The 25,387-nt window shown below is 61.4% G+C and carries 31 protein-coding genes and 3 pseudogenes; 17 read left to right on the top strand and 17 right to left on the bottom strand.

The genetic code is table 11. The features are described from left to right. Positions 1-8: 8 nt before the first annotated feature. Both LJ655_RS26220 and LJ655_RS26215 read right to left on the bottom strand, forming a co-directional pair. Positions 9-881 (bottom strand): transglutaminase family protein, encoded by an 873-nt coding sequence (locus tag LJ655_RS26220; RefSeq protein ID WP_230564083.1) that lies wholly within the window; start codon positions 879-881, stop codon positions 9-11. Continuing rightward, on the bottom strand, positions 878-1,075 hold the full coding sequence (locus LJ655_RS26215) for a hypothetical protein (RefSeq protein WP_230564082.1): 198 nt from the start codon (positions 1,073-1,075) through the stop codon (positions 878-880). The genes LJ655_RS26220 and LJ655_RS26215 overlap by 4 nt, the downstream gene beginning before the upstream one ends. Before the next feature lie 426 nt (positions 1,076-1,501). On the opposite strand from LJ655_RS26215, the gene LJ655_RS26210 reads away from it, so the two are divergent. Together LJ655_RS26210 and LJ655_RS26205 are read left to right on the top strand one after the other, a co-directional pair. Further along, complete coding sequence (locus tag LJ655_RS26210; protein ID WP_230564081.1) at positions 1,502-1,789, top strand: hypothetical protein; 288 nt, start codon at positions 1,502-1,504, stop codon at positions 1,787-1,789. After that, positions 1,790-2,056 carry a DUF1488 family protein gene (locus LJ655_RS26205; RefSeq protein WP_230564080.1) on the top strand — a complete coding sequence of 89 codons (267 nt, stop codon included), beginning with the start codon at positions 1,790-1,792 and terminating at the stop codon, positions 2,054-2,056. It abuts the gene before it with no gap. A gap of 67 nt (positions 2,057-2,123) precedes the next feature. On the opposite strand, the gene LJ655_RS26200 is transcribed toward LJ655_RS26205, so the two are convergent. Next, on the bottom strand, positions 2,124-2,333 hold the full coding sequence (locus LJ655_RS26200; RefSeq protein WP_230564079.1) for a hypothetical protein: 210 nt from the start codon (positions 2,331-2,333) through the stop codon (positions 2,124-2,126). Between the two features lie 353 nt (positions 2,334-2,686). Between LJ655_RS26200 and LJ655_RS26195 the strand changes: the two genes are divergently transcribed. The 4 genes from LJ655_RS26195 to LJ655_RS26180 all read left to right on the top strand — a co-directional run bounded on the left by LJ655_RS26195 (position 2,687) and on the right by LJ655_RS26180 (position 5,363). Continuing rightward, positions 2,687-3,004, top strand: a complete 318-nt coding sequence (locus tag LJ655_RS26195) for a hypothetical protein (RefSeq protein ID WP_230564078.1) — start codon at positions 2,687-2,689, stop codon at positions 3,002-3,004. Between the two features lie 305 nt (positions 3,005-3,309). Continuing rightward, positions 3,310-3,564, top strand: a complete 255-nt coding sequence (locus LJ655_RS26190) for a DUF2513 domain-containing protein (protein ID WP_230564077.1) — start codon at positions 3,310-3,312, stop codon at positions 3,562-3,564. Between the two features lie 222 nt (positions 3,565-3,786). Further along, on the top strand, positions 3,787-4,167 hold the full coding sequence (locus LJ655_RS26185) for a nitroreductase family protein (protein WP_230564076.1): 381 nt from the start codon (positions 3,787-3,789) through the stop codon (positions 4,165-4,167). 32 nt (positions 4,168-4,199) lie between these two features. Next, the gene (locus LJ655_RS26180) at positions 4,200-5,363 is read left to right on the top strand and encodes a SagB/ThcOx family dehydrogenase (protein WP_230564075.1); all 1,164 of its coding nucleotides are present in this window, start codon (positions 4,200-4,202) and stop codon (positions 5,361-5,363) included. On the opposite strand, the gene LJ655_RS26175 is transcribed toward LJ655_RS26180, so the two are convergent. Further along, positions 5,354-5,608, bottom strand: coding sequence for a hypothetical protein (locus tag LJ655_RS26175; protein ID WP_230564074.1), 255 nt, complete (start codon positions 5,606-5,608; stop codon positions 5,354-5,356). The two genes, LJ655_RS26180 and LJ655_RS26175, sit on opposite strands and share 10 nt — an antisense overlap. A 435-nt stretch (positions 5,609-6,043) precedes the next feature. Between LJ655_RS26175 and LJ655_RS30470 the strand changes: the two genes are divergently transcribed. From LJ655_RS30470 to LJ655_RS30415, 4 genes are all read left to right on the top strand, one after another. Continuing rightward, positions 6,044-6,250, top strand: coding sequence for a DUF1488 family protein (locus tag LJ655_RS30470; protein WP_486644373.1), 207 nt, complete (start codon positions 6,044-6,046; stop codon positions 6,248-6,250). A 425-nt stretch (positions 6,251-6,675) separates the two neighbouring features. Beyond that, positions 6,676-6,834, top strand: coding sequence for a hypothetical protein (locus tag LJ655_RS26165; RefSeq protein WP_230564073.1), 159 nt, complete (start codon positions 6,676-6,678; stop codon positions 6,832-6,834). 102 nt (positions 6,835-6,936) lie between these two features. Further along, positions 6,937-7,104 carry a hypothetical protein gene (locus tag LJ655_RS26160; RefSeq protein WP_230564072.1) on the top strand — a complete coding sequence of 56 codons (168 nt, stop codon included), beginning with the start codon at positions 6,937-6,939 and terminating at the stop codon, positions 7,102-7,104. Positions 7,105-7,160: 56 nt separating this feature from the next. Then, on the top strand, positions 7,161-7,385 hold the full coding sequence (locus LJ655_RS30415) for a hypothetical protein (protein WP_230564071.1): 225 nt from the start codon (positions 7,161-7,163) through the stop codon (positions 7,383-7,385). An 810-nt stretch (positions 7,386-8,195) separates the two neighbouring features. Here the strand turns inward: LJ655_RS30415 and LJ655_RS26150 are convergent. The 4 genes and pseudogenes from LJ655_RS26150 to LJ655_RS26135 form a co-directional block, all read right to left on the bottom strand. Further along, on the bottom strand, positions 8,196-8,405 hold the full coding sequence (locus tag LJ655_RS26150) for a hypothetical protein (protein ID WP_230564070.1): 210 nt from the start codon (positions 8,403-8,405) through the stop codon (positions 8,196-8,198). A gap of 169 nt (positions 8,406-8,574) precedes the next feature. Beyond that, positions 8,575-8,988, bottom strand: a complete 414-nt coding sequence (locus tag LJ655_RS26145) for a type II toxin-antitoxin system HicB family antitoxin (protein ID WP_230564069.1) — start codon at positions 8,986-8,988, stop codon at positions 8,575-8,577. A 42-nt stretch (positions 8,989-9,030) separates the two neighbouring features. Next, positions 9,031-9,303 carry a hypothetical protein gene (locus tag LJ655_RS26140; protein ID WP_054925072.1) on the bottom strand — a complete coding sequence of 91 codons (273 nt, stop codon included), beginning with the start codon at positions 9,301-9,303 and terminating at the stop codon, positions 9,031-9,033. Between the two features lie 479 nt (positions 9,304-9,782). After that, positions 9,783-10,342, bottom strand: a pseudogene (locus LJ655_RS26135) (IS6 family transposase). A gap of 93 nt (positions 10,343-10,435) precedes the next feature. Here LJ655_RS26135 and LJ655_RS26130 point away from each other — a divergent pair. Continuing rightward, a pseudogene (locus LJ655_RS26130) lies at positions 10,436-10,920 on the top strand (BPSL1445 family SYLF domain-containing lipoprotein); the annotation flags it as partial. A gap of 94 nt (positions 10,921-11,014) precedes the next feature. On the opposite strand, the gene LJ655_RS26125 reads toward LJ655_RS26130, so the two are convergent. Next, a complete protein-coding gene (locus LJ655_RS26125; protein WP_230564068.1) occupies positions 11,015-11,404 on the bottom strand; it encodes a PRC-barrel domain-containing protein in 390 nt (129 codons plus the stop codon). Positions 11,405-11,688: 284 nt separating this feature from the next. Between LJ655_RS26125 and LJ655_RS26120 the strand changes: the two genes are divergently transcribed. The 3 genes from LJ655_RS26120 to LJ655_RS26110 all read left to right on the top strand — a co-directional run bounded on the left by LJ655_RS26120 (position 11,689) and on the right by LJ655_RS26110 (position 12,507). After that, on the top strand, positions 11,689-11,877 hold the full coding sequence (locus LJ655_RS26120) for a CsbD family protein (protein WP_230564067.1): 189 nt from the start codon (positions 11,689-11,691) through the stop codon (positions 11,875-11,877). A gap of 149 nt (positions 11,878-12,026) precedes the next feature. Continuing rightward, positions 12,027-12,179, top strand: a complete 153-nt coding sequence (locus LJ655_RS26115) for a hypothetical protein (protein WP_230564066.1) — start codon at positions 12,027-12,029, stop codon at positions 12,177-12,179. Between the two features lie 10 nt (positions 12,180-12,189). Further along, complete coding sequence (locus LJ655_RS26110) at positions 12,190-12,507, top strand: hypothetical protein (RefSeq protein ID WP_230564065.1); 318 nt, start codon at positions 12,190-12,192, stop codon at positions 12,505-12,507. A 314-nt stretch (positions 12,508-12,821) separates the two neighbouring features. On the opposite strand, the gene LJ655_RS26105 is transcribed toward LJ655_RS26110, so the two are convergent. From LJ655_RS26105 to LJ655_RS26080, 6 genes are all read right to left on the bottom strand, one after another. After that, positions 12,822-13,145 carry a type II toxin-antitoxin system RelE/ParE family toxin gene (locus tag LJ655_RS26105; RefSeq protein WP_230564064.1) on the bottom strand — a complete coding sequence of 108 codons (324 nt, stop codon included), beginning with the start codon at positions 13,143-13,145 and terminating at the stop codon, positions 12,822-12,824. After that, positions 13,145-13,420 (bottom strand): CopG family ribbon-helix-helix protein, encoded by a 276-nt coding sequence (locus LJ655_RS26100; protein ID WP_230564063.1) that lies wholly within the window; start codon positions 13,418-13,420, stop codon positions 13,145-13,147. Before LJ655_RS26100 ends, LJ655_RS26105 begins: the two co-directional genes overlap by 1 nt. 33 nt (positions 13,421-13,453) lie before the next feature. Beyond that, positions 13,454-13,621 (bottom strand): hypothetical protein, encoded by a 168-nt coding sequence (locus LJ655_RS26095; protein WP_230564062.1) that lies wholly within the window; start codon positions 13,619-13,621, stop codon positions 13,454-13,456. A gap of 182 nt (positions 13,622-13,803) precedes the next feature. Next, entirely contained in the window at positions 13,804-14,118 is a 315-nt protein-coding gene (locus LJ655_RS26090; protein ID WP_230564061.1) for a hypothetical protein, read from the bottom strand. A 502-nt stretch (positions 14,119-14,620) separates the two neighbouring features. Then, the gene (locus LJ655_RS26085; protein WP_230564060.1) at positions 14,621-16,408 is read right to left on the bottom strand and encodes a ShlB/FhaC/HecB family hemolysin secretion/activation protein; all 1,788 of its coding nucleotides are present in this window, start codon (positions 16,406-16,408) and stop codon (positions 14,621-14,623) included. 18 nt (positions 16,409-16,426) lie between these two features. Next, positions 16,427-20,008 carry a two-partner secretion domain-containing protein gene (locus LJ655_RS26080; protein ID WP_230564059.1) on the bottom strand — a complete coding sequence of 1,194 codons (3,582 nt, stop codon included), beginning with the start codon at positions 20,006-20,008 and terminating at the stop codon, positions 16,427-16,429. A gap of 201 nt (positions 20,009-20,209) precedes the next feature. Here LJ655_RS26080 and LJ655_RS26075 point away from each other — a divergent pair, with 201 nt between their 5' ends. Further along, positions 20,210-21,958 (top strand): response regulator transcription factor, encoded by a 1,749-nt coding sequence (locus LJ655_RS26075; RefSeq protein WP_230564058.1) that lies wholly within the window; start codon positions 20,210-20,212, stop codon positions 21,956-21,958. 229 nt (positions 21,959-22,187) lie between these two features. Here LJ655_RS26075 and LJ655_RS26070 read toward each other — a convergent pair. Continuing rightward, positions 22,188-22,867, bottom strand: a pseudogene (locus LJ655_RS26070) (IS6 family transposase). 578 nt (positions 22,868-23,445) lie between these two features. Between LJ655_RS26070 and LJ655_RS26065 the strand changes: the two are divergent. Then, positions 23,446-23,871 carry a CopG family transcriptional regulator gene (locus LJ655_RS26065; protein WP_230564057.1) on the top strand — a complete coding sequence of 142 codons (426 nt, stop codon included), beginning with the start codon at positions 23,446-23,448 and terminating at the stop codon, positions 23,869-23,871. Between the two features lie 87 nt (positions 23,872-23,958). After that, positions 23,959-25,065 carry an extracellular catalytic domain type 1 short-chain-length polyhydroxyalkanoate depolymerase gene (locus LJ655_RS26060; protein ID WP_230564056.1) on the top strand — a complete coding sequence of 369 codons (1,107 nt, stop codon included), beginning with the start codon at positions 23,959-23,961 and terminating at the stop codon, positions 25,063-25,065. Between the two features lie 151 nt (positions 25,066-25,216). On the opposite strand, the gene LJ655_RS26055 is transcribed toward LJ655_RS26060, so the two are convergent. Continuing rightward, positions 25,217-25,360 (bottom strand): hypothetical protein, encoded by a 144-nt coding sequence (locus LJ655_RS26055; RefSeq protein ID WP_230564055.1) that lies wholly within the window; start codon positions 25,358-25,360, stop codon positions 25,217-25,219. Positions 25,361-25,387: the final 27 nt, after the last annotated feature.

Genomic DNA, 25,387 nt, shown 5'->3' with positions numbered 1-25,387 from the left:
CCGGGCGCTTAGACGTCTTCCGTCACGCTCACGTCGACCTCGAGACCGAGGAACGAATAGGTCGCACCTTGCCACGTGCCCCAGAGCGGCAGCACCTGCTCGTAATTCCACGCTACCGCCACACGAATCAGATGCCGGTTGCCGACGATACTGTTGGTCGGATCGAAATCCACCCAACCTGCGCCGGGAAGATAGATCTGCAGCCATGCGTGGGTCGCGCCGCCGCCCAAGGTGGCGTCGTAGTCCGGAACGAAGATATAGCCGCTGACAAACCGGGCTGCGAGACCGAGCGAGCGGACGGCATCCATCATCAGCACCGCGAAGTCGCGGCAGCTGCCGCAGCGCAGGCGTAACGTGTCGGCAGGACGATTAACGCCCTTCTCGGTACGCCGCACATACATGAAGCTGTTCTTGATCTCGAGCGTCATACTGCGCAACAACGTCATCGTGCCCGTGGTGCCGCCGGGCTCGATAAAGCGTCGCGCCCATAAGTCAACCTCGGCGTCCGGGTACTGACGGCTTCGCGCGTTCACCAGATCGGAGGCCTCCTCGCGCGTATACGCGAAGGGCCACGTCGACGCATAGGCCTCCAGCGAATAATCGGGCAACGGCGCCTCCCAGTGTTCGAGCGTCACCTCGCTTCGGAAGAGCAGCTCGGACGCTTCGACCGAAAATGTCGCGACTGCGACCGAGTTGTCGAAGATATCGTGCAACCAATGCAGCCGTTCGGGTGTGGGTGTAATCAGCAGCTGCATGCTGAGAAGCCGCAGATCATGACTCGCACGCGGGCGGAACATCATCCGATGCTCGCCGAAGCGCACGGGCTCCGAGTAGCGGTAGACGCTCTGGTGCCGTACGGTTAGCCGGTGAGGTGCCCTCATTTCGATTCGCCGCGGTCAAACTTGCTCACCATTTCGTCCCCAAAAAAGAAAGCTCGCCGCAACAGCACGGACTGGGCGGCAATCATCAACAACTGGGACACGCATTGAAGACGGCTATCGACGAAGGCAACAAGGCGCAGGTCGATGGCAGCGGCGCGGCTTCTCCCGGACTGATGGGGGGCCTCGGCCGACATTAGGCGCGCCTGAAGCGAAACAGCCGGACGCTCACACGCGACGGTCGCCTACTTCTTCCTCGTCAAATCACTCGACACCGAAGCCTTCGGGGGGAGTGTCTTGAACCGGTCGGAGCTGGGAGATGGCAGTTTTTTAGGTTGTTTAGGCTTCTTCGCCTCGCGATTACTACGCTGTTCGCCTTTTGGCATTTCGCTCCCCATCTTGGCAACCACGGATCGGATTGCTCTCTACCCCATTCTGGGCGTTTTCTTAATGGATGTCGCGATCTATTTGCCGTAAAAGACCGGGCTGCCGGTTTGCCGATTGTTCTTGCTTTGTTGCGTCATTCGGCGCACTCTCGGATAGCCAACGCCACTTTCATCGGCGCGCCGTTAGTGTCTGGATCGACAGTCCCAGCGCGAATATGTGTTGAATCTTGCACGCAAATGAACATCGCGGCCTTGATGTGGCCCGTCGCGGTGCTCAGGCGTGCTTTCTGGCCTCGGGCCATTGCCTTGAAGTTGCACTCTCTTTTTGCAGGCATCCAGATGCTGAAGCGCCCCTCAATGATCCCGGCTCCGTCGAGCAGACAGGAAGACCACGTTGCGACCCGGAAGGCTCGCGCCGAAGCCTTGCGGCAGGGGGAAGCCGACCGCGCCCAGAAGCGGCTTGACGGTGATGCGCGCATTGATGTCAATGCCGCAAAGTGGCGCTACGTCTCGTCGAGAGAATAGATGACAAAGAAGGTGGTCGGGCTCAGCTTTCCCAATCCCAGTCGCTCTTACGACGCATCAAGGCGTTGTGTATGTTTCTGGGGTTACGACAAGGCTCGCGAGATCGCGTTCCTTGTCGATGGCCAGATGCTGATGAAGCTCAATCCTGGAACTCGCAGCGAGGAAACCGATCTGCTCGCGGCGTTCGATCGCAGTCGCGACCAAATACGGGAACTGGCCGAAACGTTATACAAGGGTGGCCAACAGATCCGGTACGTGATCTCCTGAACCACATAAGCGTGGACCCGTCGAGCACAAGCATCTGCATTTGCAGGACATCCATCAGCGTGCTCAATCATCGGTTGCGTCTGCTCTGGATCGGTCGATGAAGCGAAACCTCCCGCTCGACGGACCGGCGAACAAACACCGACGAGAGGAAGTCCTTCTGTGCCGCACTGCGCTCCGTGGCCAGTTGGGATACCAATCCGTGGCTGCAAGCTGCGGAATGCAGGCGCGCGGAGGAGTGCGCGCGCTCGATGGGAAACTGTTCGGACAGTTTTGTCATGGTTCCTGCCATCCTTCATGACCCGTCGCAATTTGCATCGGTGCGCGCATCGCCCATGAGCGGTCGAAACCGCCTGCAGCTGCCGCAAAAAGACCCAAAGTCCCCTCTACGCAAGGCTCCCGCGCTGAACCATGTCATCGCGTGACGTTGGGCCGCCCGGGATCGTTTGCACGGTGCCGCTATCAGCAGCAATTGCGCAAAGCGTCAAGGCTCGCATCTGTGCCGACAGCAACGTCCGCTCGCTGGACGAGCCGATGCGAATGGACGGACCAGTCCATGCGCAGACCGATAGTGGAGGCTTGCTGGCCACAACAGGGCTACACTTAAAACGGGATAAATTCCGGAGCAATGCCATGACCGACGCAACCCCCCAAAGCACATTTCGCGGTCTTCCCCTGACGCCGGAGCAGGACGCAGAAGTCAGGCACTACATAAGGAAGAAAGAGCAGCATGGCGCACCGTGGGACACCCCGGAGTTGGAGGCCATGCTTCGAGACATGCTTGAGCCCCCGAGCGACGACGACGGAGGACTCGGTTCCACCGTCGACGAAACGAAGGCGGCCACAGAACGCGCGACAGCTTCCATCGACGAAACCATGGAACCCATTGAAGCCCGCGAAGAGCGGAATGCTGCGATGGAAACCGAGGGTATGAGGGGACCGAAGCGTTGAATCCCAGGCAGCGCTCGCGACTGGTGTTGTAATTCACCCTGCGCGTTCGGACCGTGACATGAGCCTGTCGGGACCCCGGAATCACATCGATTGCGGCGCCGCCGGTCAGCTCTGCAATCAGCGCCCCCCACCGGCGAGACGACAGGGCTCGCCGTGTACTGCGCGGCTCGCGTCGTGCCACCCTTTTCGCGGCGCTGTGCGAAAGCGCAAAGAGCCGTACAGCAAGCCACGCCCGATATGATTGCGCGGACGTTGCACCCGTGGCGCGCTTTCGATGCATGTCCTATCTGCGACAGGAGGAAATCGTGAAACGCGATATGAATCTGGCACTCGCAATACTGAAGACTCTCGAGGAAAACAAATCCCCGCACCTTAGCGAATATGACATTGAAAGCGCGCTCAAGGATGCGTTCGATGTTTCGAACCGGGGTGTGTGGTATCAGTTGAACCTGCTGGCCGACGCAAATCTCGTCCGCTCAATGGGTAGCGACTGGCGGCTAACCTGGGATGGTCACGAGTTTTTGAAGTCGGCGGTCCAGAATACCTTCGAAGACACCTGAAGGGTGACCTAAGCGCTGGAAACATCCCCCGGCGTTCGAGAAGACGACCCGATTGCCGGGGCGTCGCACAGGAGGCGCCGAACGCAATAGCAGTTTGCCGCAACGCGTTCGATTCCACGACTTGATGACGATCGCGCCCCAACGTCCAGCCAGCCGGTTTTGTACAGCCGCATGTGCGGGTATTCCTGGTCTGGGGGGAACGTGGACCGGTTAAAGCATGCGATGCTTGAATATCACGAGCGCAGCAAGCATCGCGGCAGCGGATACGCCCTTGGCCCCGGGACACTCGACTGGGCAACCCAACCGGATCCGTTCCGGGTGTTTCACGGCGCACCGCGCATTGGTCTGCTGTTAGCCGCGAATAGCCTGACTACACGCTACAACGAACTGCGCTGCGGCGCTTTGCCGCCCGCGCGCAGATTCGATCTTCCCAGTCTGGCAATCCTGTTCGAGCTTTCGCTCGGCCTGTCGGCGTGGAAATCCTCCGGCACCCAGCGGTGGGCACTGCGCTGCAACCCTTTGGGCGGAAATTTGCATCCGACCGAGGGCTACTTCTGTGTCCGACTCTGCCCGGCTTGTCCAGCAGGGTCTACCATTACCTGAGCCGGAACCATTCCCTTGAATGTCGCGCTGCAATGGATGACGAACGATGGAGCGAGGCGTTCGCGCAAAGTGGCGTCCTGGTCGGCATAAGCTCGATCCCCTGGCGCGAGGCGTGGAAATACGGCATGCGCGCCTGGCGCTACTGCCAGCACGATGGCGGCCATGTCATCGCCGCGGTGAGTTACGCCGCGGCAGCGCTTGGCTGGCAGACGCGGCTGGTGGAGGAGGCCGCGGACGGCGCAGTGGCCAACCTGCGTGGATTGAACCGCGCAGAGGATTTCGGGAAGGCAGAAGCAGAGGCGCCGGATGCCTTGCTCTGGATCGGCAACCCTGAATTGCGGCCTGATCTTGAGCGCATGCTGATCGCCCTGGATAGCGCGCAGTGCCACGGACGCGCGAATCAGCTGAGTCCCGGACATGTGAAGTGGCCGGATATCGATTCGATCCATCGCGCCACGCATAAGGCCCGTACTCGCGAACCAACCTCGCCGGATCTGGAGCTGCATCCGTCGCCCGCGGCGCCCGCCCTTGATCTCAACTTTGCCCGGATCGCGCGGCAGCGTCGCAGCGCGGTGAACTTCGACGGTACGACGTGCATCGCCAAGCCGGCGTTTTTCAGCATGCTGGCGTGCCTGTTGCCACGTCATGACACGCCGCCGTGGAATGCGCTGATCTTTCCTCCTGCAGTGCATGCAGCGCTAATGGTGCACCGCGTGAGCGACCTGGAGCCGGGCCTGTATATGTTCGTGAGAAATCCGGGCGCGCTGCCGGATCTCAAGCGGTCTCTACGTCCAGAATGGCTCTGGCAAAAGACCGGCCCCGATCATCTGCCGCTCTATCTTCTGGTGCCTTACGATTTGCGCGCCACGACAAAGTTGATCTGCTGCCACCAGGATATCGGCGCCGATTCCTGCTTTGCGCTGGGGATGATCGCGGCATTCGGGATCGCATTGAAACAGCCATGGCGTTATCGCCATCTGTTCTGGGAATGCGGCATTCTTGGCCAGGCGCTCTATCTCGAAGCCGAAGCCGCCGGTGTGCGCGCGACAGGGATTGGCTGCTTTTTCGATGATGAAATGCACGCACTGCTCGGCGTGGAGGATCACACCTGGCAAAGCCTGTATCACGTCAACGTCGGCCGTGCGGTAAACGATCAGCGCCTGTCCACATGTCCACCGTATGAGGTTCAGCCTTGAAGCGAGAGCCTCACGTCCCGATCGTGGTGAGGCGGTATTTTCCACGAGCGCCCGGCGATTGAACGGTTGGAGCGGCCGAACTGGACATCGTCGTCAGTCAGGGGATGACGCCGGCGTATGGTGGGCAACGCGCTGATGTGTTTTCGCAGTCCCCCGTTCAGGCGGTGCAGCAAGCCAATGACCCACGACGCGAAGTGCAGGCGCGCCCAACGATCCTGCACGGGTAAATCCTGGAGGTCGGTCATGACCTCTCCCGGCGCGGTAGTGGTACTCACCAGCGTAATCCGTCTCGTTGGCGGTCGCCGTCATCTAGTGATCATCGCCTGCGTATAGCGGAGCAAAAGGCGCTGGACCAGCGGCGGCGGTCGCCGTCCGAGCGAATTCTTGAAGGTCGAATTGTCTAAACGTGTAGGAAAGCTGAACTCCAAGGATTCCAGGTAAATAGAAACGTTGGTGCCAGCCAAAGGGTATACAGTGGGGAGACCGGTCGCTCGCGCGCGACCTCCAGCTTCGGAGCCCATCATGCGGTCGCAACTCAAACCTGCTTCGGCTGCAATTGGCAGCGAGAGCGAGTACGCCGTCGAACGCAGGACGCGTGCTCATATACTCGACGCAGCGGATGCTCTGAGAGCGGAGAAAAGACGCGTCAGTTACACCGCGATCGACTCCAACGCCAGTAAGTGGCGCTACTCGGCCGTGCGCGCGAAGAGTTGATCGCGGTGCTTCAATTTCCCAACCCCAGCCGTAGCTATGGTGCCTCCCGACATTGCGTGTGTTTCTGGGAGTACGACAATTTACGCGAAATCACCTTTGGGCGCCGACACCATGCTCAGAAATCTGCAACCTTGCGTTGGATCCGACGAGCGGTCGGCGCCTGGTGCCTTTGACGAGTTTCGCGAAAAGGTTCTGGACATCGCAAAGAAACAGTATGTCGGCGGTCCGCAGAATCGATCTTCGGTTTCATGAGCTACAGACCTGTCGCGCGAGTGCTTCCAGATCTGCCAATCCTCGGCTTCCTGGAGCGGCCCTGCACACCGCCCTAACGGGGCAACGCCGATTGGCTTCTGACGGCGATCAGGGGGGCCGCCATCGCCTGTGCTGCATTTGGCGCAAGGTAGTCTGAATCGACCGTTCGTCCGGCCACGCAGGAACATCATCCCTGACCTGCTGAGTAGCATCGCTAGCTATATCGCAGTACGCAGCCGCGCGACACGGTTCGCTCGAAACAAGGAGCGTTGAATGAAGATGGCTCCTGCAATTTCCCTGGCCCACCTAAAATATAAGCATGGTTCTGACCTCAAAGGAGGCTGCCATGACCCAGTCAATGATCAGTTTTGTAGTGGGGATCGTGGTGCTGCTATGTGTCGCGACACTCGCAACAGCACGGTACAGGCGAGAACACAAGGACGGGCCGGGTACCCGCTGGCTGGACGTGCATCCAATTCGCGACTGGCTGCACCATAAGCACTGAGTGATTCGACATGATTTTTGGGAGCGCTGGCGCGCGCGTGCTATTTCTCGATCGTACGGTCCGTCGGCCGAGGTAAAGCGAGAACAGATTGAAAAGGATGATATGACGTATGCGATGTGGGGCATCACGATCGGACTGGCGCTGATGTTCGGCGTGTCACTGCGGCGATACAGGCGCAGCCTTCTGTACAAGCGGGAGATCCGTTTGATGGACGAGCACCATGTATTGGATCGGCTACGCCAGCAATTGGGATTGTCGGTCCAGAAATGAAACGCGCTGTGCAGATTGGCAGATTGCAAAGACTACTTTCTTAAGGAGTTGGCGAGATGACCATGAATTACGCAGGCAGGTCGCACGATGAAGCCGTGGCGGCCCGGCACAGGCAGAAGCAAAATGCACAGGAACAGGCCTGCGGCGAAATGGCGATAGAAGGCACGGAGGCCGACGCGGAGGATAGTTGCGGCGAGCTTTCCGAGCGGGGAAAGCAGGTATGGCGACGCCGAAGCGAGATCAACGGGGGGGAAAGGAGCGATAGGGTCTCGGTGTTCTGACGCGATGCGTGCGGAGCAATTCACTTCGGCCGCCGTCGTGAGCAGATCCATTCCGCTACTCCGGTATCATTTGACCCCATCCGTCTACGCCGTCTTGAGAGGTGTCACTGCGGCCCCGTTATATCAGACGTGTCTGTGAGTGCTGAACCGTGCTCAAGCGGGAATTCGAGCGCCTGTTACCGGTTTTGAAGGCGTTGCGACCGGGTCGTAAACGCGTCGCGGTTCATCCCGGTGACCGTCGGGCGGTGGCCTTGCCTGATGTCAATGCGCGCTCGACCTCATCGAATACTTTAAGCAGTCGGGTTACGCGCCTGTTCCCATCGGGTAGCAGACCCTGCTGGGTCGATAGCGAAGAAATGCGACGCCGCCAGTACGATAGCGCGAGCGGATTTCCGCGCACAAGTAACGGAATGATCTGTTCGAGGTGCGTTAGGTCTATTTCGAATTGGGAGCGCGACATCAGGATCCTTGCAGAAGTGATTCGGTGTCACAGATCAAGTCTGTACCGGACGGGCAGGCATGTCTGCACGCTGCCGTACAGGGGCTCGGGCGGCCCGAACGTGTCACACGAGCCGCGGATGCTTCACGCGTGCCACTTCACGTCGAAATCCATGCCACCTCGCCTGGATCGCGATATGGCACCGTAGCCGGTCTTCTCAAACCTGCGCCACCAGATCTGGCGTCGGGGCCTGGTTAGGACTTTTGTACCGGGACGATGCCGCCCCACTGCAAGAGAACCGACGCTTCGCCGGTTCTTCCGCCTCCGCCGTCTCAGGGCGGAACGATATTTTCCTTACGAGTCACCGATGTTCAGGGTCGCAAAAAGCCGCTTCCAGCACCCAGCCATTTTCTTGCGTGCCTGACCCATTGCTTCGGTGTTCTGTGTCGAATCCCTTCGGCGGCATCTCGCTCTTTATCTTCCCGGGCCACCGGCATGCCATCATCCGTCGCATTCGCCATAGCCTCTCTCTGTCGCCTGCTTTCTGCCAATTCTTCGGCATTTACCTGATCGTCAATCATCACGCACTCCTACTATGGAACAAGCCGGTTCGCCGACAGGCGGTTGGCGTCGCCCTCGATAGTCGGGACGACGCGGCACATCGTAAGGTCAGGTTTTGTGATTGCTGACGCCGGTCGTGGCGTGCGATGTCAACCGTCCGCGGACACGCACCCGCCGGACAACCGGCGTCTACGGCAATTGCTCTTCGTCCCGGTTCCCAAGTTCGTGTACGGCAGCCAGCGTAAAGAATGTAGAGCGCGTCGCGTGACGCTTTTTTGCTGCAGCATCGACTCTCTGCAGCAGACTCTCGGGCAGACTGAATTGAACGCTCACGGCTTTCGAGGTAACCCGCGCCAGATTGATCTCGATGAACATCCAGATCCCTTTCCCATCGTCCATGTCGAGCGATTGCAACTCCGACGTACTGCAGGTGGGAGCGGGTATGAGTTGCTCGCTGCGGTCATACATCAGTTCGACAACCTCCTGTGCGTTGCGTTTCAGTTCATCGAACGAATGGCCACGCGCAACTGCTCGCGGAAGGTCGGGAAAACTGGCACGAAAGCCGGTGTCGCCGTCCCGGTGCACATAAAGCGGATATTGCATGACTTGCTCCATTCAGCTGCGCGCTGACTCACATTCGGGATGTCATAGTTCGGTTGGCTCAACTTTGCCATCGACGATGTCTTTGCCGTATTGCATCGCGAGGTCGATAGCGTCGCCTGCGGTGGTGGGACTTAACGCGTCGAACAACGTTGCATAGCGCCGTGCCTTGACTTCGCCGGACGGAATGGTGTCGATCCGTACGAACGATGAGAACTGCCTTGGTCCTTTGGCATACGGATCACGATGCAGCGGAAACACCTGGTGAGAGTACGCACGTAGCTCGTACCCTCTGTATTCGATGGTGGGAATGGTCATGATGGCGCGCTCCTTAGGCGATACTGACCGTCATGAACCGATGCCTGTCCGGATGCGAAAAGGGCGGTCAGGTACATCTGGATCTTTTCACCATGCGCTCAATGCCGTCGAAAAGCAAACTAAATCTTGACTTGGTGAAAGGGGAGCTTGCGTCGTGCCGGCATCGCCGGGACGACCTGCACATGCAGGGCATCGTTTTCGTGCTTGCGCGCCAGCCACGCATCCCGATCGCCTACGCATTGTTGGGCACAGCGTTACCCGGCGTCCGGGTGCCGGCACGAGCTTGACGGCTTCCTGCTTCATGCCCTGAGCCCGCACCACCCAGCCGATTGCAGAGCGCATTGCGTTAAGGGCAGCGTCCGCGCGAAAAAGGGGCGCTGTCCAAGGTTGGCCGTTGTCTGCGTTTAGATGGCGTTCTAATGGGTTGTGTCGCGTTAAGGACGATGCGACGATCAGGTGCATGAGATGAAGAGGATTGCTTACATCACGAGCGAATAAAATCGCTCGGCTGCAGTCGAGGCGGCGCCATCGTCACACATCTGCCCCTTGCGGATCATGTGCGCGATCTCTATGCCAGACAGGACGATCCGCGCACAGCGGAAATCCTTGAACCCCATCATCGGTTTGATGATGCGTTTGATGGCACGATGATCCTGCTCGACGACGTTGTTCAGATATTTGTTTTGCCGGACCTTGATCGGCGTTGAACGCTCGGCATCGAGCGCTTCAAGCGCAGCCAGATTCGCACCGCTTTTGTCCACGCTAATTGTCTCGGGCTCGCCGTTCTGTTCAATCGCCTTCTCGAAGTAGCGGCGAGCAGCGGCCTTGTCATGATGGGCGCGCAGCAGGAAATCGACCGTGTTGCCCGCCTTGTCGACGGCACGGTACAAGTATTTCCATTGGCCTTTGACCTTGACGTAGGTCTCGTCGACGCGCCAGCTCTTGCCGACGGGCCGTTTGCGTTTGCGTCCAGCGGATAGTGCAGCCGCTTCAGTACCTTGCCAATGTCAGCGGGCAGCGTCTTCGTCTTTGCCATTATGCTTGTCACGCGTTGCGGTCGACGGATTTTACTTGACCGCGTTAATGCGACAAAACCCATTAAGCATGCCTCCCGAAGTCTGCGTCGAGCACTGCGGGCAACGCTGGGAAACGTCAGTCGATCAGTGCCGATATCGATTCGACGCTGGCGCGCCTGTATTCAACGGCCAATGGGGCACGCGAACTCGTCGCGAAAGCCCGCGGCGTGCTCGTCTTCCCGTCGGTGACCCAAGCCGGTTTCCGGGTCGGCGGCAAGTACGGCGAAGGTGCGTTGCGCGTCAGCGGCCAGACAGCCGGCTACTACAGCACGGCCGGCGGCTCGTTTGGCCTGCAAATCGGCGCGCAGTCCACGGCGATCATTTCCCTGTTCATGACGCAGGAAGCGCCGGACTGGTTCCGCAGCATCGAAGGCTGGGCAGCCGGCGGCGACGCGACGGTCGCCGTCGTCAAGGTCGGGGCGAACGGCATATCGATACGTCAACTACGACCGCGCCGGTCGAGGCCTTCGTGCTGACCAATGCCGGCCTGATGGCCGGTGTCTTGCTGGAAGGCACCAAGGTCACACGGCTGAAGATCTGAGCGCAATGCGGATGCCCCGGCCCCGATCGCGTTCGCATCCGCTCATCGGGGTCCCGGTATGCGGGGTCAACGTCGCATAACAGGATGGACGCGCTCAGGGTAAGGCGTATCTGAATTCAGGCAACGCCTTCAGGGAATCCCGGGTCGCGCCGGACAACCGCATCTGTTTGTCGGCAACCTGCAGCGAGGTGAAGGGCACCGCGACGAGGTGAGTACCGAGACCGAGAAAGCCGCCGACCGACAGGATCGCGTACGTCACCTTATCCTTCGGACTCACAATCAGATCGTCAATCGTTCCGATCGCGTCCCGGCTTTCGTTGTAGACGGTCGAGCCGATGACTTTGGAGGCCCGATAACCGGACGCCACCTGAACGACATCGACCCGGCTCGCGGTGATCGACTGCGCCGTTCCCTGGGCCCGCGGGAAGTCCGTGGCAAACGCGGTGACGAGCAGAACCGCGCAGATGATGATTGCGTACTTCATGTCAACCTCGCTATGTATCGGAACGCAACGCACTGAAGCAACAGGGCTGCAGTCGTGATCGTTTCAGGCGTGGCAAAAGCGATCCTCCCTGCTACCGGCGCTCCCATCATTCCATGTTAGCGCCTCAGTGCAGCGACCATGCAATCGGTGTTTGCCCATTGCGCCGTCGACAGGGCGCGCTTCCGGCACCAGGACATCAGGCACGCTGTTTGCGCACCTTCTGAGCCTGCCCGGCGACGGGCGGCAATCCCATCCATGAATCAGTTTTGCATCGGAGGCCGGCCATGAACAAGGATCAGGTAAAGGGTGTGACGGAGAAGGTCAAAGGCAAGGTGACTGAGACCATCGGCCGCGCAACGGGCCACCGGAAGCAGGAAGTCAAGGGCGATGTCCAGCAGGCGGCGGGCGAAACACGGAAGAAGGCAGGCGACGTCAAGGAAGCCGTCAAGGACACGACCAGAAAGCCCGTCTGAATCAGGGTTGAGTTCGCGCTTTTCCGTTAGCGTGTTAGATCCTAGGTAGCAGGAAGCCCGACGAGCTGATCCGTAAAATCAGGTCCGCCCGAAAAGTGGGAGGACCATCCCAGTAAATCCGTTTCTTGAGGGCACCCGGAGAAGAACGAATGTCCGACGAATTTAAAAAGGCTCTCGTTGTCCTGGTGGTCGGAGTCGTTGTCGCAATGACCTTGACCGTTGGTTTCGGGCTGGCCCGTATCGCAGTGAGCGCGTGGCTCGATTCGGTGACGGTGATGCACTACGCACCGATCAACCACTGAGGGGGCGAACATGATCCCAAAGCTCGCAATCGGCGCAATCTTCGCAGCAGGCGCAGCAACGACTATCCCGCAACTCAACCATATCGCTCACAACATCGTGCGCGCACAAGGCGCGTCCCTCGCGGAATCGGTCGCGATGATGCGAGATCCGGCAGGCTACCAAATGGGGATAACTGCGCGTCTGCAAGACGGTGCAAACGGCAGCATGTACATGACGAACGAGGTCGCAGCATCGCTCGGCGGTTCGACCACGGCGCTGACGGCTGCTGACGCGAACCCGGATGCAAGCATGGCCAAGTTCAACAGCCTTGCCGCTGATCGCAACTAACGATCAATCCGGTTACCCGCTAACCGAATCCGGAGAGTGAGAAATGTTTGAACTTGGCGACTTTATGGTAATCGGGTTTTTGGTTGTCGCTGTTTTCTGGTGGCGTTCGAACGCAAAAGCAGACGCCGAGTTTGTCCAATACTTTGGTCTTAGCGTGGAAGACTACAGAATTTTCATGATGATGGAGGGTGTCTCACTGGAGAGGTTTAAGACCATGCGCGCGCAGATGGCGAAGGGCCGACGCGATCGGGGGTTGCAAAAAGGCTGTCGAACAGTGCCGCGCAACAAAAAAAAGGGCCTGTCGGCCCTTTCGTTCAGCGGTCCTGCCGCGTGTCCCACACCCGAAGGATCGCGATGCTGGTGGGAGTTGGCTCGTAGGACGGGATGACCTCGTAATGGATTTCGTAATCCCCGTGGAGGCACACGTCCTTGTGAACTTCTCGGGCCGGTGGACCCTCCCAACCGTCCAGTTCCTCCCCGATGCGGTGGCGCAGTTGGACACCCAGGGATTTGGCCTCGACGTTAAGCGCTTTCACGATTTCGCGCGCCTTGGTCGCTCCGTTGAGCATCTTTTCAAACTCGTAGATGGTCAGCAGGTCCGACGCGGCCTTGCTGGAGAACACGACCGGTACGGCCATCAGTCACCTACCTTCGGAAAGGGAAGCTCGTGATCGGTGCCTAGACTGTCGGCCCAGCGCTCCATCGCGTCCATCGAAATCAGCCTGCCAGCGGTCACGTCGTCCAAGCCTTCCTGGATCATCTGGCGTTCACGCTCCGCTCGGGCGAGGTAAGCCACCACCGCCTTGCGAACGATCCATTGCTTTGAGCGGTCGAGCTTCGTCGCCAAGCTCTCCATGCGGTCCACCAGATTCACCGGTAGTTGAGCCGTCACTGTTTTCAACGCTTCAGCCATCGCGCACCTCAGTCTCTTGCGTTTCAATGGCTTCTATTGTATCGCAATAGACTGAGCGCCAGCCCAGGCCACGGGGCTGCGGTTAGCGTGCGGAGCGGCGGATTCACGGCTCGCGCGTTCGATGAGAACGGCCACGGGAATATCCGAAATTCGAGGCACGCGCTCCAGTCGGTCGAAGAATTCGATTTCGTTGCCGGTCATGATCGGACACGACTTGAACTTCGGACCTCCTGCGGGCAGGTCCCGGCGGCGGGCTCGATCAGGGAACGGTGATCGTTTATGGGGGTAATTACGCAACCACCGGTCTGTATTGCGCAATACACACGAACGAATAGGAAAACGCCCACGGTGTAGATCCCCCAACATAGCCGCTCCGGCGCGGCTTAACGAGGAAAATCGCTAGGCCGCAATATCGGTTTGTCCAAGGCGTCCCGCATCTGGTCCAGAATGAGCCTTGCTTCCTCATTGTCGCCCCGACTTGGGCTGTCACCCACGGCTGCATAGTGTTCAGGCTGGCTGTCCCTGTCATACACCTCCTGGAATTCGCGCCAAGTTTCGTTCCCTTCTGAATACGGAATATCTGATGCGACCGCAGGTAACTGAGTCAAACATCCCAGCGGCATCTCCGATACGCGCGCCGTTGCCTCGAGAGGGTCGAGTGCACATCGAAGAATGATCTCGCCATTCTTCTCGAGCACGTTGAAGATCCAGGCCGTTCGACCGAACCACGGGTGCCAGCGATAGAGAACTTCTCGTGACTCGGTAATGTGGGTGTTGTGCTTGCGGCTTGTACAACGTACGACGCCTGCACAGCAGCATCGGCTACTGTTCGCCGCTTGAATTCGAAAACCTGCATGCGCACGTTCAACTCTCATCGCAACGCGGCCCGCCCGTGGACAATCCGCGATTCAACCTTATCGGGAGGTGCCACACCGCATTAGACTCAACTGCAAATCTATCCGTTTAAGCGGGTCACCCTCAGTCGGAAAATTCCGGCTCTTCGGGGTGGGCCAAATCGGCCCGGACGTCCGATCATTCGCGACGGCGTGGACTTCTAGTGCTGCGGGCGGAGCCGCGGGGTGCGTCGTCAGATCGTGGCGGATACGGATGTATGCGATTCATGGACGTCGTGACCTCGATTGAACCGCGGCTTGCAGCGCCGGTTCCTCTGCGACTCACTGGAGCGCGCATGACGCCCGTTTAGAAGCGCTTGATGAAGTTGACGTAGTACCGCGGCGCCTTGCCGTTCTCGCCGTTGAGTTCGCTAGCGATCACTGGCCGTGTCAGCGGAAACGCCACTTCGGGTGACACGATCATGTTCTTCGCGATCGTGATGTGCGCGCCGAGGCCCACCGAAGCGAGGCTCTCGGACTGGATGGAGTAGGGCGGCGCGTTCCACACTCTGCCGATGTCCCAGAACGCGTAATACTGCGTTGGCACGGTGTAATTGCCCAACCGGTGATGAACGTTGTACTCGAGTTCGACCTTGCCCGCCACGCCGCTGTCGCCGACGATTTCAGAGGGATCGTAGCCGCGGCCGAAGAAGTTGCCGCCCACGCCGAACTGCTCGGGCGTAAGGAGCGGCTGGCCGAATGAAGTCTGCGCCGTGACCGCGAGATAGACGCCGAGACCGGGCAGGATCGCGCCGAGGTCCTGCAGCCGCTGCGCGTCGACCTGAAGTTTCGTGAAATCGATGCGGCCATCCAGACGCGACGGATTGGCGCGGTCCTGATCGCTTGCACCCAGTCCGGGCAGGCCCTGGCTCAATTCGCCCTTCAGCAGGTTGCGTCCGCCGTACGCATCGACGAAATCCCAGCTCGCGCCGAAGCGCAACGCGCGTATGTGATCGTTCGACGACGGCGGCAGATCGGGTTCGTCCAGATAGACCGAACGGCCGTCGAACGATGTGAACGCGACTGACAGCTTCAGTGTCTGCGCGCGCGAGCGGATCAGCGGATACGTGAGCCGCGCCGCGAATGTCGTGCCCCGGCTGTTGGCGTTCAGCCAGGCGGGCACGTCGGGATTGCCATCGTTGTACTGACCGAGCAGGCTCAGCATGAGGCCATCGCTGCCGATCGGCACGTCATACGCGCCTTCGACGAACGTCATCTTGTTGCCCGATACCGATCGGCCGGCGCGGACCGACAGTTGGTCTCCGAGGCCCGTTGGATCGTTGACACTCACGCCGCCGTAAAACTGCCACGGTCCGAAATAGCGGCTCGACCGGTTGTCGACGCCGACGAATGCATCCCAGCGGTGAAACTCGTTGTTAAGCTGGATGTCGGTGCCGGGCACGCTGGGCGACGGCGCCAGCACGGCACTGACGTTGTTGCCGGGCAGATCGTTCGTCAGCAGGATGTAGCGTTCGAGCGTCGCACCGGTGAGCGGCGCTTCGCTCAGCAGCCTGTCGATGTAACGGCGCATCGCGCGGCTCTCGTGACCTTTCACCTCCGCCTGATTCAGTTTTCCTTCGATCACTTCGAGCACCAGCTCGCCCGCTTCTATGCGTTGTGCCGGCACGATGGTGCGAACCAGCACGTAGCCGTCTTCGCGGTAACGCGCGGTGATCTGCGCGGCGACCGCGTTCACGTCGGCAAGCGTCACTGGCCTGTTTGCCAGCGAGCGGAGCAACGGCGCGAAGGTCTCGTCCGGATAGCGCGTCACACCGTGCAGCGTGACCTTGCTCACTTCGAAAGCCTGCTGGCCTGGCTTAGCTTCCACGGCAGCGGCGCCTTCGGGCAGCGTGTAGAGCGGTCCGGGCGGCGTCTCGGGAGGCGTTGTTTCCAGTATGTCGGGGAGCTCGGCCGGCGATATGCGACGCTCGTTCGGACCGGGCACTTCGAAGCGGCCGGGATCGAGCAGCGGAAGGACCGGCGTTGGCGTCAGTTGCGCGTTCGCCGGGCCAGCGAAGCCGGCACCGGCAACGACGAGGAGGGAAGGGACCGCCGATGCGAGCGATCCCATGCGCAGCGTTATTGACGGCTTCATTGTGCGCCACCTTCAAGGTTATCCGGCGTCACCGCCGGGACTGGTGTCCGCCGGGGCCGCGGGGATCCATGCTTCCTGCGAGCGCTTGCCCACGGTTTCCGGGCGCACTTCACGCGGAATGACGGTGCGGTACCCGTCGCTGGTCAGATACTGCTGACCGCCGACGAGCTGGTTCGCCCATTCGGCCGGGCTCGCTGTGCCGTCGTTGGTCACGGACAGCGGCTCGTACGAACGCGGCTTGCAGACGAGCTGGGCGTAGCGCGTGCGTGCCACCGCAGGCGTTGCCGTGTGGGTCGCCAGTGCCGACGACGGCGATTCGAGCGCTTCGCACAGCTCCGTGTCGGGCCGCGCCACCTCGGGGCTGCCCGGAACGTCGGCCCCCTGCATCAAGGCTTCGATCTCATGCTCGATCACCTCGGGTGCGGGTTCAAGCTCATGCACCGGGGGCAGATCGGGCACGGGCTCGTGCTCGTGCACAGACGGAGGCTCGGGCACCGGCTCGGGCGTTGGCGCCGGCTCGGGCGTCAGCACGACGTCGGTCGGCGGCACGAGCGGCCCCACGTGCGGTTCCGGCTCCGGTGCCATCACGTCGGTGATCGTGAGGGTGCCGGGCAGCAACTCGTTGACATAACGGTTGCTCTGGAACTCGCCGGTTTCGAGCGTGCCGGTGATCTGGTTCTCGTACGTGCCCGCGGGTGCATCCGGCCCCGGAGCGGGGTCGTAGCTGACCTTCGTTTCGAAACGGTCTTGGCCGAGTTGCTGGTCCACGAAACGGTCCACCTCCTGTACCGTCAGCGAGTTGCCGGCGGCAGGCTGTTGCGCGTACGCGAAGTCCGGGTTCGGCTCGCCGACTACGCGCGTGACATCGTCGATCTTGTAGTCGAGTGTAGCGGTGTACGCGTTGAGCTGCACACCGTTTTCCGCCTGCTCCGAATTGAACAGGTGCACCCGACCCGCCTCATACAGGGGACCGGTGCTGCCCGACACCCACGCGGCCTCGTTGTACAGATAGCCGATCCCAACGTCGACCGTGTCCGTTTTCGTACCCAGCGAGACGACCAGCTGTTGCGAGACGTCGTTCACCGCATCGTGCTGGATCTCGCCGGCGTTGGCCGCGCCAGGCGTGCCGAACGCGCTCACACCCCAGCCGTCGTCTTCATTGGAGTACACGATCTGGTTGTTCGCGTCCCAGCCGATAGGCTTCTTCGTGACGACCGGCGTCCCGTTGTAGGCGTCGATCTCGAATCCGTCAGGCGCCGACTTCGCATAGTTCGGCGAGCTGGAGTCAGGCGTGACGGCCCAGCTGTTGTGATTGACGTCTGTGAACTTCAGGTCAGTGACGACATAGTCGGAGCTGTCCTGGTCTTCATAGCCAGATACCGTGTTGCCGTTGATGTCCTGGTATGGAAGCGCCTCGAATACCATCACGTCGAACAGATTCCCTTGGTTGTCGAGCGTAAAGCGATAGTAGTTGCCGTTGCTTGTGTTGCCGGCAGCCGAGAAGTCGTAGTACCCCGAGTAGGCAAGCTGGCGCGCCCGAACACCTTGCATGCTTTCGCCGCTGCCGTACGGCGCGTGCACCGTACCCACATTCACGGTGCCAGACGCGTTCGATTGAGCGTACTGGAAAACGCCGTTGAGTGCCTCGCCTGCGAGCATCCCCGCATAGTTGAGCGGGCTGTTCAACAGCACGCTTGCGCCGCGCACCGCGACGTTCTCGCCGATCAGCGCGGTGTTGGCGTCCTGGATCACCGAGCCGCTCATCGTCGTGTCGATCCAGATCGTGCCCTTGCCGACGTCGACGATTGCGCGATTCATGTTCGGATCCGCTTCGGGATGCGCGGCCGCGTTATCCACGAGCAGCACGTCACCGGTGGCGGAGATGTACAGGTTGCCGTCCTTCAGCAGGATCGGCGCGCGGATCACCACCTGGCCGCTAGCGTTACGCTTCGCGTCGGCGTAGGCATCGCCGGTATCCTTGTACGCCATCGTTTCGTCATACTTGCCGACGTCGCCGGTCGCCACGAGCGCAAGCGTGTTCGGCCGGGTGCCGTTGTTGCCGACATCGGGTGCGATGATCGCGGCATCGACGGTGATCTGCTCGTTCGCGAGAATCAGCACGTCGCCGGTCTTGAGCGCAGCGACGATGGCGCTCGCGCTGACGTCGAGACTGTCCGCGAGCTTCGCGAGTTCGGCCGGATCGGTGAACACCGACAGGTCGAACCCCGGATCGACGTTGTCCGCGACGATGCGTATCGTCTGCGGGTCCAGCAGCCAGGTGCCCGACGCTGCGCCGCCGGAGGTGTCGACGCGCGCACCGTTCGTGACCGCGAGCACCTTGCCCGACGTTTCGACAATGCCGCCATAGGTGCCGCCGACCGCGCTGGCCTGTCCTGCGAACACCGTATGGCCGTTCGACCACACCACTACCGTGCCGCCGGCGTGCGCGCCGTCCGCGCGCAACTGCGCGCCGTGGTCGACCCGCGTGGTGAGCGAGCCCGGTTCCGGCCCGAGGCCCTGGAAGCTGCCGCCGACACGAATCTGTCCGCCGCTGCCCGACTGGCCCTCCGCGCTCAACTTCGCGGTGTCCGTCAGCGCGACGTTTTCGCCGAGCACGCGGATCGTCCCGCCTTCGGTGCCGTTGGCCGACAGGGTGCCGCTCACCGTCGTCTGCTCGGCGTTGCCGAGCGTGATGACACCGCCGTGCGAAGTCACCGAGTCGGCAATCACCTTGCCGCCGACGCTGACGACCGAGTCGAGATGGCTGGCTGCACGCGTCGCGCTCATCGCGACGACGCCGCCGCCGACGTCGATCATGCCAGTGTTGTGCACGCCGCCGCTGACATCGCCCGCGATGTCAGCAGGATTGTTGCCTCCGTTGCCGGCAGCGATGCTGATGAGCCCGTCGCCGACGAAGTCGAGCGTGGCCTCGGGACCCGTTGCAAGCACGGCGAGGCCGTTGCGAGCCTGGATGATGCCGTGGTTTTCGACCTGCGCGCCCAGCAGTGCCGCCGTGCCGTTCTCCTGTACGCTAATCACGCCGTTGTTGCGTACATTGCCGAGCAACGTCACGTCGAGCTTGCCGGTCGACGCGAACTCTTCGGCCTGGCGGTCGCTGATGCGACCGGCACCCGCAAGCAGCGAGCTCGTCGAAATGTGCGAGCCGGGTGCGAACCATATGCCGGATGGATTAAGCAGTACGACGCGTCCGTTCGACGTGAGCGAACCGAAGATCTGGGAAGGGTTGTTTGGGCCGATCACGCGATTGAGCGTCGTGGACGCGGCGTCCGGCTGCGCGATCGCGACACTGTTCCCGGCGCCAATGTCGAAGCTCTGCCAGTTGATCGCGGTGCGCGGACCCTGCGTGTCGATCTGCATGTTCGCGCCTGCGCTGTTGATGTTCGCGGAACCGGACACGACCGCACCGCCGGTCGGCAAGTCGGCGGCGAACACGGGCGGGGCAACGCTGCCAGCGGCGAGCGCGAGGCTCACCGCCAAGACGATGGCGCGGACTCTGGGCCTCGACGAGAATGACACGGACGCGACGGGACGCTGAGCGGTCTTGCGGCGCGAGCGGCGAGTACGAAGGGACATGTTCATGACGTGGCTCCAGAGGTTTGATGACCGGTAACGGCCCGACGCGGGCGATCGGGTCCCTCGTGTATGTATGGTCAGAGGATCAAAATACCTGTAGGGAGTGCATGAGTTCGCTGTAAGGGGTGCACTACAATTCGGGTAGCCACCGACCCGTGGGCGGTACAGGCTGCTCCGGCGGACTCGTGGTGGACGAGGGTTCCAAACATGGTTCGACTATTCATTGCCGAATCTCAGTCAATGGCCCGGGAGGCCCTGCGCATCGTGCTCGAAACGGCCGGGCACGAAGTAGCAGGCGAGGCCGGGGACGGTCTGCGGACTGTGCGTGAAGTGCTTCGGCTCAAACCCGATGTGCTGATCGTCGACGTCCGGCTCGCGCGGCTCAACGGCATCGAGGTGATCCAGCGGTTGCGCCGGCGGCGGCAGAATGTCTGTACGCTGGTCCTTTCCGAGCAGGACGGCCCGCATATCGTTGCGATGTGCATGAAGGCTGGCGCGTCGGGCTTCATCAGCAAGACGGCGAGCCTTGACGAACTTTTCCGGGCACTCGATTCTCTCGCTCACAATCGCATGCATTTCCCGGTTCAGGCGTCCACGGACTCGGTGCGCGGTAGTACCGGGCCGGGCGAGACTGACCCGCTGCGCGACCTGTCCCCGCGGGAACTAGCGGTGCTGCAGCATCTGGCAAGCGGCCAGCGCGTGAGCGAGATCGCGAAGGCCATGGCATTGAGCGATCGTACGATCAGTACCTACAAGCAGCGGCTGCTTCGCAAACTCAATGCAGCCTCGGTCGTCGATCTGCTGGAAATCGCCCGGCTGAAAGGGATCACGCGCGGCGAGCCCGAACCGGAATCCGAACGCGAGGCCGGCCTCGCGCCGGACGCCACCGGGGCCGTGGAGAAGGTTGCCCGCGCACTGCTCGATGCGTTTCCCGGTCCCGCCACCATGCGGGACCTGGACGGGCGCGTCATTTATTTAAACAATTACCTGCGCCTTCGGCATGGTACGGCGGGCGATGCACTGATCGGCACCGACCCGGACGCGCCGGGCGCGTGGTTCCTTCGGCGAGGCAAGGACGGACGCGAAATGCGGACGCTGTTTTTTGACGCGGTGGCCCGCGGTATCGCCTATACGAAGGAAGTTGTAACCGAGATCGATGGCGGGGAGACGCGCGGGATCGAATGGGGCGCGCCGATTAGAGATATGCACGGCAACGTTGTGATGATGCTGTGTGGCCTGTATGACCTGAGCGGTCACGAGCGAAGCTTCGCGCAGTTGCGCGACGCCCACGCGCGGGCGATCGCCGCGAGCCGGGCGAAGAGCCGGCTGTTGCGGGAGCTGGTAGACGTGATGGGGGCGGTGCTTGAGGGGCTCGATTCTTCGCCGGACAACGCAATTGAAGGTAACCGTCCGCGGACGCTGGTGCTCGATGCGCCGGTGTCTTTGGAGATGCAGCGGCGGGGGTTGTGCGACCAGCTAGGCGACCTGCGCCGGCTCATTGAGGGGGCCGCAATGCTCGACGTCTTGCCCGAGCGACACGACCTGAAGGCGTTGACCGCGGCGACGCTCGCGCCCCTGCGGGAAGAGGCGGTGCGCAATGGACGAAGCCTGACGTTCGGCACGAATGGACGCGCGTCGCAGGCGGTGTGGATCGATGCAGCACGCTATCGGCGCCTGCTTGCCTGCCTCGTGGCCTGCGTCGGCGCGGCGGACATCACCTTCACGCTGCGCTGCGCTGCACACACGGGTGGCCTTTTCGAAGTGGTGCTGACAATTGAGGCCCCAGGCGGCGGGCATGCAGGAGCGCGACGGCCCGGCGTCGATGCTGCGATCCGGCATGCCGAATGGCAGTTGTGCCGCGATCTTGCCGTCCAGATGGCGATGTTGATCGACGTTGTGGACGACACGGCCGACTTCGTTGCGCGCTTCGAATGCCGGTTACCGCGAGCGATCTGAGCGGTGCTGCTGACTTGGGGTGCCCTTTCTAGATTCGGATTTACTGGGATGGTCCACCCACTTTTCATCGGGCGGATACTGAAGCCCCGAAACCCGTATGTGAGGTCACCGTCATGAACCCCGCCAATTCGCAAGTGATCGGCATCGACGCCGGCAAGAACTGGTTTCATGGGCGTTGTCAAGTTGGCGGCTGTAGGCCAACTGCGCGGCATACGTGTAGTTATCCTTATCAGATAACTGTCTCAATTGAGGCAGAGACGGCCCAACCATGCCAAGTGCCAAGGCGTTCTTTTAGTATGGCGCGATGACGTGCAGCGTTCATGCGATGCCTTGGAAGCGCGAAGTGCTGACGGATCGGGCCGAAGCATGAAAGAAAAGCCTGTGTGCGGCGCGCATCGCGAAAGCCACACATCTGGCGTTCTCGCCTACGGGTTGGCTGGTGGCCGTTCTCGGCGCGGTTGTTTACGCGTGCGGCCGCTTTAACGAAAACGTGCTTTACCGGAGCGAGCTCACGAATATCAGCCTTCGCCGCCGAATAACTGCGCAGTTGGTCGGTAACGATTTTGCGCGGCACCGGATTTGAATGCAGCAACCGCCGAAAGAAGCGCTTTGCCGCGGCCTTGTCGCGACGCTTTTGCACCAGCACGTCGAGTTCGGCGCCATGCTCGTCGACCGCACGCCACAACAGATGCGGCTCACCGCGCAGCGTCACGAACATCTCGTCTAGATGCCAGGTGCTGCCAGGCTTGCGCCGCACTGCCTTGGCGCACTGAGCGAATCCAGCGCCGAACTTGGCGCACCAGCAACGGATCGTTTCGTACGTGACCACGACACCACGCTCAAGCAACAACTCCTCGATGTCGCGCAGGCTCAGGCTGAACCGGAAGGCCATCGAACCGCGCAGCTGATGACGACGGCAGGGAAGCGGTGACCGTGATAAAGCGAAGCCTTCGGAAGTTATTTCGTGTCAGGTCCGCGCCGGGCTTCCGCCATTTGTTTGAGCAAATCCCAATGTCGCATAGTGGCCGAGTACGCCTCATGCGATACGCACAAGCAGCTTGGATCCTGGACGTCGCGATTGGGGCGCGCAAGCTCGTACATCGCCTGGAGTAGGCATAGGCCCAGAAAGGGCTGAACGACGTGATAGCCGTACCCACCAGGATGAAGATGACCGCCGAGCAATTCGGCGGAGCCTTGACCAACAAGGCAGTGCCTTTATCCGGCCGCGGCGGTGCGTCAACAGAACTCCGCGGTATGAAAAGTCTTGAAATGGGGAATCGCCGGGCTTGTTCTTTCGAAGATCGACATCGCACCCATAAAGAGGGATCAGCGTCAGAGAGGCCGCCAGGCGATGCCGCTGAGCCGGGACCCCGCACTCGCCTCTGTACGAACCCTGTTTTTCTCCATTGACCGCGCCGTATCCAGAGGCGTATAACCATCTGCATGGATGTTCATCGGATGGCTATGAGATGGCTACTGGAGGGCCAATGCCTAAACTCAACCTCGTCGGCAGTTCGCGCCCCAAAGGCGGCGAGACCGAGAAAATCACCATCAACCTGGGCCCGATTGACCTTGGCCAGATCGATCTACTGGTCGAAGAAGGCTTTTATTCGAACCGCACCGACCTGATCCGCACTGCGATCCGCAACCAGCTCGCGCTACATGCACAGGTCGTCACGGAGACGGTGACCCGGCGCGCCATGGTACTCGGCGTGCAGCACTTCTCGCGGCAGGATCTCGAAGCCGCTCAGGCCGCTCACGAACAACTTGACATTCATGTGCTCGGGCTCGCCAGCATCGCAGCCGATGTGCCGCCCGAACTCGCGGCGGCCACGGTTGCATCGGTGGTAGTGCTCGGCGCCTTTCACGCATCGCCCGCGGTCAAGGCGGCGCTTGCCGGCCGCATCAGTTAGACGCGACCCTCGACTCACTGCCGTGGCTGAAGCGGTGACTCATCGGTCGACTCGCTCACCACGCCCCACAAGGTAAATGCAGCCATCATGAAGATGAATGAAGATTTCCTGAAATCGATGACAGACGCCTTCGATCTGTTGCGCACGAAGGGCCCGCAGGAAGCGACCGCAGCGGTACAGCGCGCACTCTCGGGTTGCAACGCGAACCAGGCGTACACGGACCATCCGCGAACGTCGCGCACGCCGTCGAAGGCCGGCGAATGGGCGCAAGCTTGGACGCAGGCGCAAACGCAAACCCAGGCGCGCACCGCTCCGCGTGCGCCAGCCGCGCCGACTTTCGACGCCGACACGCCAGGCACCTTCAGCACGCACACGTTCACCAACGCAGCCGGACAACGCCAGTACAAGCTCTACGTGCCGGCGGTCTACAACAGCGAACCGTTGCCGCTGATTGTCATGCTGCACGGCTGCACGCAGAGCGCCGACGACTTTGCCGCCGGCACGCGCATGAACGAAATGGCTGAGCGTCACGGCTTTATCGTCGTATATCCGAATCAGGCGCAAGCGGCCAATCATTCGAAATGTTGGAACTGGTTCAGGCCTGCCGACCAGGTGCGCGACCAGGGCGAGCCGTCGTTGATCACCGGCATCACGCGAGAGGTGATGGGACGCTATCGTGTGGATCCGGCACGCGTATATGTGGCGGGGCTGTCGGCGGGCGGCGCGATGGCGGACATCATGCTGAAAACTTCGCCAGATCTTTATGCTGCGGCCGGCGTGCATTCGGGCCTCGCCTACGGCTGCGCAAAGGACTTGCCCTCAGCGCTCGGCGCGATGAAGGGCGGCAAGGCGCAACGCAATCGCGCGCGTGGCGCGCCGCAACGTCCGCTCATCGTGTTCCATGGCGACGCTGACGCGACAGTGCATCCGTCGAATGCGGCGGAGCTCGTCGCGCCCTTCAATGCCGGCACCACCACAGTCAGCGCGCAATCTGGCGCCGCCAGCGGCCGGCGTGCCTACACGCAGCAGCGGCACGTCGCGGACAACGGCGTCGAAGCGGAGTCGTGGTCGATCCACGGCGCGGGGCACGCGTGGGCCGGCGGCAGTCAGCGCGGTTCGTACACCGACTCCTCCGGCCCCGACGCCGCCGCGGAAATGGTGAGATTCTTCCTCGCTCATCCGCGCTCCAATTGAGTCGGTACCTCGCCGTCGAACCAAAGTCAGAACGAGTAGAGTCTAGCTGCAGCGGCCTTCGCGGGGCAGCGCGACCCTTCGTTGCAAGATGCACCCGCGCCCTATACCTGCAGGACCGCGGAAGATGTCCCAGTTAAGACCACGCGGCAAGCTAAGCGGCAACCGGGCAGCCAGCCTGTTCAAGCGCGGCCTGGGCATGCTCATTCAGGCCGCCGCTCGTGCGCGACGCGTCCGGCGTGCGTACCCACGCCGCGATGGGCAGCGTCGCACCGCCATCGTCCAGATGGTCCGACACAGTGACGATCGGCGCGCGTGGCTCCGC

The sequence above is a fragment of the Paraburkholderia translucens genome (assembly GCF_020881035.1).
In the GTDB taxonomy this organism is placed as follows: domain Bacteria; phylum Pseudomonadota; class Gammaproteobacteria; order Burkholderiales; family Burkholderiaceae; genus Paraburkholderia; species Paraburkholderia translucens.
This window is presented reverse-complemented; position numbering and strand designations above follow the sequence as displayed.